Below are 7,853 nucleotides of genomic sequence, written 5' to 3'. Positions count from 1 at the left end.
GGCCTTCGCCCGCCTGCTGGTGTGGGGGTGCTGGTGTGGCGGGGGGTTGTGGGAAGCCGTAGGCGGGCTGGTGCTGGGGTGCGGGGGCGGTGGGGGCCTGCGGCAGGCCATCACCCGGCTGCTGGTGGGGTGCTGGTGGGGCGGGAGGCTGCGGGAAGCCGTAGGAGGGCTGCGGCGGGGCCGGGGGAGCCTCGGGCGACGGCGCGGGCGGGGCCGCCTCGGGCTGGACCGGCTGCTGCTGGGCTGCCACAGAGTCGCTCTGCTGCTGCGGCAGCGGCTGGGTAGGCCACTGGGCGGCCGACGCGGGAGCCGCAGGCTCGTACGACGGCGGCAACGGCGGCACCCCGCTCTGCGGAACGGGCGGGGGAGCCCAGGCAGGCGGAGCAGCGGGACCCGCCTGCTGCGAGGCCCCGTCCTGCTCCTCGACATCGCCGTCGGAGGCTTCGAATGTCCCGGCGGACTCGGAAGCGGGGACGGAGTCCTCACCAGCCACCACGCCCTCGGGGGAGCCCCCGGAAGCCGGGTCGTCGTCCTCGTCGACACCTTCCTCGGCCTCGGACTCCGACTGGGCCTCGGCCTCGGGCTCGGACTCCGAACCGGTGCCGCCGTCGGAGCCGACCACGTCGGCTTCAGCCCCGGCCTCAGCCTCGGCCTCGCCGGAGGCAGTACGGCCACGGATCTCGCCGCCCGTGCCCGCCTCGACCTCTGTCTCCGCCTCCGCCTCCGCAACGGAGGGGGAAGCCTGGGCGACGCCGTCCCCCTCCCCCTCCTCCTCGGTCTGCTCCCCGATCTGCTGCTTGAGGGCCACCGGGGAGATCCGCATGGTGGCGCCGCTCTCCAGGTCCCCGGGCGGGCCCGGAACGGCGGCCGGCGCCTGCGGCTGGAACCCTCCGTCAACCGGAAGCCCAGGCACGGCGACCGGCGCGGGAGGAGCGACCGGCGGAGCATACGGCGCCGCAGGCGCGGCGTTGGCAGGCGTACCCGGCACCCCCGGCGGCGGGGGAACCTGCCCCGGAGGCAGGAACGGCGCCGGAGGCTGGAACGGAGCCAGACCCGGAACCGGCGGCTGGAACGGAGCCGGAGGCTGGAACGGCGCCGGCACCGGAGCACCAGAAGCCGCCCCCTGCTCCGGCCCGGAGACAGGAGCCGCTGGTCCGGGAACAGGCGTCGGCGGCCCCGGCGGAGGAGCCGCCCCCGTGTTCCCTCCGGCCCCCGCGGCCGAACCCCCGCCCGCGTTCTGCGTGTACCAAGCGGGCGGCGCATAGTCGATGGTGAACTCGCCCGTCATCTCGATGGCGGATTCCGCGTCGGGCTGGTCATCGCCGGGTGTGGCCCAGCCCCCGCGCGTCCCGTCCCGATCGCTGCTCACAATTCCTCCTGGTGTGGTCGAGCACCCTCATGCCGTGTCGGGGCGACCCTTGCTCGTCGTCCTTAGTCGTTCGAGGTCGTCCGATCCACCGGCCCTTCCCCTGGGCCACCGACGCCCGGTCCACGGGCTCTGGCGTCGCGCCCGATCCCAGCCTAATCACCGAGCGCCGAACGTTGGCAGGCCCGTCCGCCCCTCATCGGCCCTCCGCCACGACTCCACCGGTGCTCCCCTGCTGTGCACGGCAGAGTCGACAGCGTGCAAAACCCCTGAAATTGGACGGAGCGTCATACGAGGGCGGACTTAGTCCATCCTGCGTGGCATACCCAACAATCCGATCTCGGCGTCGGTGGGTTGGGTCAGCGTGTACTGCCGGTCACGGTCGGCGCACCAAAGAGTGAAGCCATCGGCGAGACCGGGCAGGGACTCGACCGCCTCCCTGGGCAGTGCCATAGCGCGGCCCAGTTCGGCTGCCTCGTCCGGAGAGATGCGCTGTACACCGACGAGCCGCGCCTGCCGTATGAGCCGAGGGGCCACCGGGCTGAGGTAGGGCAGCAGGGTCAGCACGGACTGCCAGGGCCCGGAGACAACACGTCCGCGCGGTGGCCGCATACCGCAGTCACGCACCACCAGCACGGGGGTCCCGGCCGATGTGCCCTGCGGGGGCACCCGGCCCACCTCGTACACGGCCAGTCCGTTCTGTCCGCCGCCCATGGCGTGCACCATCTGCATCCAGGCCTGCGGCCGCCCCGTCTCCACGGCGACCCGCGCTCCAGTGGCCGCCGCCCGGAGGGCGATGACCTGCGCAGTCCACAGACCGCCGATGAGGACGACGTCGTACGGAGTGGGCCGGTTGAGCCCCAGGACCGCGGGCTTGCCCTCCGCGTCCACCCCGATCACCACGCCGTCGTCTCCGATGGGCAGCGCGAGTGCCTCGAGCTGCTCCGGTGAGAGGGAGTGCCGCGCATGCCGTGGACCGATCAGTCCGAAGCCGCTGCGCAGCAGATCGAGTGCCAGCTGCGGCGCGGAGGACCGCGGCTCTCCGTCGGCTCCGGCCGACTGTCCCGCACGGGTGATCGCCGCCGTCATCGGGCACCTCCGAGGGGGAGCGTGGCGAGCACTCCGGGCACCTGCTCCCGGTCGAGTCGAGCGAGTCCCGTGCCCGTGTGGCGTGCCGCCGCCTGCAGAGCGCGTCGGGCGGCGACGAGTTCGTCGTCGCTGCGCCCGGTCACGCGCAGATGCCCGCACAACAACAGCTCTTGCCGTTCCCCCTGGGTGAGCGTGAGGCTGAACGTGGTGGCCAGGGCGGGGACGGCGGTCACCAGAGCGACGAGCTGAGGCAGCGACGGCGCCCTGCGGCCGCCCAGGACCGGCCACCGGCGGATCCAGTAGGTGGTGTGCCTCCGGTTGTCGCAGCGCCAGCTCCGGCCCGTCTCCTCGGTACGCCGTTCCCTCGTGTCCGTCCGTCCCACCTCCGCCGTCACCAGCGGGTTGGCGCAGGCCGAGGTGGCGATGGCGGAGGTCAGCTGCTCCTCGTCGAGGAGTGTGGCGCGGAACCCGGCCCCGGTCAGGCGGCTGGCGAGATGATCGGCCGCTCGTACCACGCACTTCTGCGCTCCGAGGAGCCCGCCACCGCGCGCTGCCACGGCTTCCGGACAGAGCTCGGGATCGAGTTTCAACGCGATCCAGGTGATGCGCACCGCGGGCGCGCCGGTCTGCTCCTGCAGCGGGGCGTAGTTGGCGACGGCCACGGACTGCTGGGGCAGATGGATCGCCGGCGCGGGCTGGGTGTGCAGCACGATCTGCGCCGACTCCAGCCGGATCCCGTCGACTTCGAGGGCCCCGCGCACCAGGGAGAGGGGCAGCGGGTGCCGGTTCCGCTCGGCGCGCAGGGCGGTGGCGTCGGCCTCCACCTGCAGAACGGCGGTGACGAACGTGCCGTCACCGATGATTCCGACGGGCCGCCGGTCCCGGCTGCGGTAGGTATAGCTCCGCAGACTCGGATCGCACTCCACGGCCGGAGCGAGTCCCGGCTCGGTCCCCGTCGGCACCGGCGTACTCGCGGCCTGCCGCTGCCGAGCCCGCAACGCCCGGGCCGTGGCCAGCCAATCGGGCAGGGAGCGACCGCGGCGACGCAGGAAGGTCAGCAGGACGAGAGCGACGGCGACGACGGTCGCCCCCACTAGGGCCGCCACGCCGAGCAGCCAGCCGACGACGAGGACGGCGGCTGCGATTTCCAGCAGCACAAGCCGTTGCAACCGGGACGATCCGCCCTGCCCACGCGACATGCTCAGCCGGAGGGCGTCCGACTGCCCGACCGATCCGTGTGGCTGCTGTACCGGCTCCGACGGCGATGCCGCGGAACGCCGCGCCTGCGACCGGTCACCGGCCGGGGCCCGTGTTCTCGACGCCCTCACTCCATCCCCCCGTTTTGCTCGCATCTTCTTGGTATTCCAGCACCACACAAGGCACTTGAGGGTCCCGGTACCCTACCCGTTCCACAAGTCCCCACGGCTACCAGGCATAGTAGGGGGCCGGTACGACAGCGGAGGGCGGGGGCGGCACACCCGTCGAGCTGGGACTCATGCCGAACACGGGGAGAGACAGGCACAGATGGCATCTCGGCGGGATCAACTCAACGCCTACACCTTCGCGAAGCGCCGCACGCTCGCGTCGTTCCTCAGGCCCAGTCCGTCGGGCTCGGAAGAAGGTGCCCCGAAGCCGCTGGGCGCGGTGTTTCCCGGCATCATCGTCGGTGTGGTCATCCTTGCCGTGTTCGGCGGGATCGGCATGTTCAGTCCGACGGCGCCGGTCGGGTGGGCCGAACCGGGGGCACACGTCATCATCGCCAGTGATTCGACGACCCGCTACGTGGTGCTGAAGACCGGGAACGAGACGCAGCTCCACCCCGTCCTCAACATGGCCTCCGCCAAACTCCTGCTGGACCCCAGCAAGGACAGCGTCATCACCGTCGACGAGAAGATCCTGGACAGCGGAAAGCCTCCCCACGGCGCGACGATCGGCATCCCCTACGCACCGGACCGCCTGCCCTCCTCCACCGAGGCCGAGGCCGCCAAGCGCTGGGTGGTCTGTGAGCGCCCGGGCGACGGCGGCCGCGCCATTCAGAAGGCGGCGTTCGTCCTCGCCGAGAAGGAGTGGCCCAAGACGGACGGCAGCGACAAGCTCTCCGGAGGCGACCTGATGTACGTCGTCGGACCGGACGGCAAGTCCCAGTACGTCGTCGACTCCGGGGGCACGGCGTACCAGTTGGCCGATCCGACCGACAAGGAACTGCTCAAGGCCCTCGACACCCAGGGCCGTGCTCCGCAGCGGGTCTCCCAGGACTGGCTCGACACCCTCCACAAGGGCGATCCCATCTCGATACCCGAGATCGACGGGACGCCCGGAGCCAAGGCAGGCGCCTCCAGCAGCCTGCAGCAGTACGACAAGGTCGGCATGGTCATCAAGGCGTACGACGGCCGGGTGATGGAGTACTACGTGGTGCTGCCCAACAGCGTGGCGCGCATCTCGGAGTTCACCGCGACGCTGCTGCTCAACAGTGGCGCACTCATCGGCGCCGGCCAGGCGGGTGAGGCACAGCAGGTCAGTCCCGGCGCCGTCGTCGACAGCACCACGTTCGACGGGGAGAAGGACTGGCCGTCGCGCAAACCGAAGACGGTGAACAACGGCTCCAGCAGCTCCAACGGCCGTAACACGGTGTGCAACGTCCTGCGCTCGGTGAATGGCGACAACGGGGAGACGACGCTGTCCACCTGGGCCGGCGCGGACTTTCCGGCCAAGCTCCCCACGGGCTCCTCCAGCGCCTACGTCACCCCAGGCTCCGGCCTGCTCTTCCGACAGTTCCAGGGTACGGAGACGAAGGCGGGCGGCGTCTTCTTGGTCACCGACACCGGTCTGCGGTACGCCCTGCAGTCCAACAGCGACAGCGCCACCGACGACCAGGGCATCGGCTCCTCAGCCAAGCAGCGCAAGGAGGAACTGAGCGAGGCCGAGATCGCCCAGACACATCTGGGCTACGAGAACGTGAATCCTGTGCCCGTCCCCGCGGAGTGGTCGACGTTCCTGCCGACGGGCCCTCGCCTGTCGGAGGCGGCGGCGCGCCAGCCGCAGGGCTCGTAGGCGGTCCCCGGAGGTGACCGATCCCATGGTGAACGCGAGGACGCCGATGGCCGGGCGACGCGGCCCGGCTGCCGCAGCCCGTACGGCCGCTCTGGCCTCAGCCGCCGCACTCGTCGCGACCACGGCGGTGTTCGCCCTGCCGGCGACCTCCGCCCGCGCGGACGACGGTCAGTGCACGTTCCCCTCGAAGAAGTACGACGGTCGCCCGTGGGCGCTGCAGCGCGTCAACCTCGACGAACTCTGGGCTCAGTCCACCGGCAAGGGCGTCCGTGTCGCCGTGATCGACACGGGGGTGGACGTCAAGAATCCGCAGCTCAGCAAAGCCGTCGACGCGTCCAAGGGCAAGAACTTCCTGCCCGCCGAGAACTCCAAGGGCGAGAAGATCGACCGCGGCAACAGCCAGGGCACGACGGACACCGTGGGACACGGCACACGCGTGGCCGGGATCATCGCGGCCCGCCCCGCCAAGGGAACCGGCTTCGTGGGCCTGGCCCCTGATGCCGTGATCATCCCGATCAAGCAGAACAACGCGGAGGGCGACGGCACCGCGCTCACTCTCGCGGCCTCGATCCGCTACGCCGTCGACGCGGGCGCCGAAGTCATCAACATCTCCCAGGATACGGCGAACGCCGTCGAACCGGACCCGAGCCTGCAGCAGGCCGTGGACTACGCCCTCGACCGCCAGGTGGTGGTCGTCGCCTCGGCCGGCAACGACGGCCTGGGCGGCAATGTCAAGGTAACCTACCCGGCGTCGTACGAGGGTGTCCTCGCGGTGGCGGCCTCCGACCGGAACAACGAACGGGCTGCCTTCTCCCAGTCGGGCGATTTCGTGGGAGTTGCGGCGCCGGGCGTCGACATGGTGTCGACGGTCCCCGGCAACGGCCACTGCTCCGACAACGGCACCAGCTTCTCGGCCCCGTACGTGGCCGGCGTGGCAGCCCTCCTGAAGTCCAAGTACCCGAAGTGGACGGCACGCGAGATCGTCGCCCAGATCGAACAGTCGGCGGAACGATCGATCCCCGGCCGAGACCGACTGGTCGGCTGGGGCGTGATCGACCCGGTCAAGGCCCTCACGGACATCGACCCGGCAGACCCGGTCGAGTCCCCCAAGGCCGAGGAGGGAGTGACGAGGGCCGAGGCTCCCGACGTCGCGCCCCTGCACCTGGGTGAATCGCCGGAGGAACGCAACGCCCGCCTGGCGACCTACGCGCTGGTGGGGGGCCTGGTCGTCGTGGCCGGTCTGAGTGGTACGGCTGTGTCGGTGCGGGACGCACGACGACGGAGAGCTGGCGTGCGGCGGTGACCGCGGAACGGATTTCACACCCACGAGGCAACTGGAGACGGAGTGCTGAGTGCCTCCGCGCGGTTCATTTCTGCACGCCGGCTGTGCATCGCATCGGCGTCCTTCCCGAACGCCTCGCGGTCCGAGTAGCGATACCTGTCCCCTTGCGCTGATTGGTTTGGGGGGAATCCGTCCTTCCTCAAGCCATGTCTGAGTGGTGGTGTCGAAGTCGACGGCGACTCCATGCAAGTTATCCGGAATCGCGTACTCGCGCTCTCCTCGGAGCTCCCGCATGCCGAGAGCGGTGTGCAGCATGGAGCACATCCGTCGATTCGCACCCTTGGCGTTGATGTAGCCCTGGAGCGCGGCCGGGGCCGAGCCGGTGTTCCAGCTGCCGTGCCGCCGGTATCAGCCGACCTTGGCCTCTGGGACCTGTGCAGGAAGTGCCGCCTCCGAGGTGCATCCCAATTGCTTGGCCAAGCCGCGTGAGACGGCATTGAGGATGGCCATTAGATCCCGGCCTGTGGTTTTTATGGAGAGTTGCCCCGCGCTGGTGAGGGATGCCTTGATGTATGGCGTCGAATTCTTCGGCTCCTCAGTGCCCTGCGTTGGGCACTTGAAGTAAAGAATCGCGCTGCTGTTGCCATTTGATTTGGCGTAGACGCCCATCGAGTAGAGGGCCGAATCATCATCCTCGGCTGATGGATCTGGAGTCGTGGCATATTTTTCTGCGGAGAAATCGACAGCGATCAACGGGTGGCCGGTCTTGTCTCCTGCTTTGAACACGACACATTGATTTCGCTGCGTCTGATCCTCGTGAATCGTGCTTGCGGAGCGCTTGAGGGAGAACGTGTTCGGCTCCCCGGAGTCATTCGTCCCGGGCAGTTCCGTGAACTTCGCGACGTTGCCCACGCGTTGGAGCGCTGTAGACGCCGACGAGTCAAGTGTGGAGTCGCAGACCTGGGACGCAGTCAGGCTCGGCTCTTCCGCGCTGTCGTTGTCGCCGCTGCATGCGGAGACAGCGCAGATCAGCACTGTGGCGCTCATCGCAGAAGTCAGTATTGT

The 7,853-nt window shown here is 69.8% G+C and carries 6 protein-coding genes; 2 read left to right on the top strand and 4 right to left on the bottom strand.

Annotation, left to right across the window (positions count from 1 at the left end; genetic code table 11):
- From ABZ464_RS18685 to eccE, 3 genes are all read right to left on the bottom strand, one after another.
- Nucleotides 1-1,369: SCO5717 family growth-regulating ATPase (locus tag ABZ464_RS18685; protein WP_359278069.1), on the bottom strand; the 1,369-nt coding region annotated here is incomplete at its 3' end.
- A gap of 300 nt (nt 1,370-1,669) precedes the next feature.
- Nucleotides 1,670-2,455, bottom strand: a complete 786-nt coding sequence (locus ABZ464_RS18680) for a hypothetical protein (protein ID WP_359278066.1) — start codon at nt 2,453-2,455, stop codon at nt 1,670-1,672.
- Nucleotides 2,452-3,654: a type VII secretion protein EccE gene (eccE, locus tag ABZ464_RS18675; protein WP_359278064.1), complete on the bottom strand. Its 1,203-nt coding sequence runs from the start codon at nt 3,652-3,654 to the stop codon at nt 2,452-2,454. The genes ABZ464_RS18680 and eccE overlap by 4 nt, the downstream gene beginning before the upstream one ends.
- A gap of 325 nt (nt 3,655-3,979) precedes the next feature.
- Here eccE and eccB point away from each other — a divergent pair, with 325 nt between their 5' ends.
- Nucleotides 3,980-5,506: a type VII secretion protein EccB gene (eccB, locus tag ABZ464_RS18670; RefSeq protein WP_359278061.1), complete on the top strand. Its 1,527-nt coding sequence runs from the start codon at nt 3,980-3,982 to the stop codon at nt 5,504-5,506.
- Between the two features lie 25 nt (nt 5,507-5,531).
- Nucleotides 5,532-6,809 (top strand): type VII secretion-associated serine protease mycosin, encoded by a 1,278-nt coding sequence (gene mycP, locus ABZ464_RS18665; protein WP_359278059.1) that lies wholly within the window; start codon nt 5,532-5,534, stop codon nt 6,807-6,809.
- A 387-nt stretch (nt 6,810-7,196) separates the two neighbouring features.
- Here the strand turns inward: mycP and ABZ464_RS18660 are convergent, their stop codons facing one another.
- The gene (locus ABZ464_RS18660) at nt 7,197-7,835 is read right to left on the bottom strand and encodes a hypothetical protein (protein WP_359278056.1); all 639 of its coding nucleotides are present in this window, start codon (nt 7,833-7,835) and stop codon (nt 7,197-7,199) included.
- Between the last annotated feature and the right edge of the window lie 18 nt (nt 7,836-7,853).

The sequence above is a fragment of the Streptomyces sp. NPDC005820 genome, from assembly GCF_040630255.1.
Taxonomy (GTDB): Bacteria; Actinomycetota; Actinomycetes; order Streptomycetales; family Streptomycetaceae; genus Streptomyces.
This window is presented reverse-complemented; position numbering and strand designations above follow the sequence as displayed.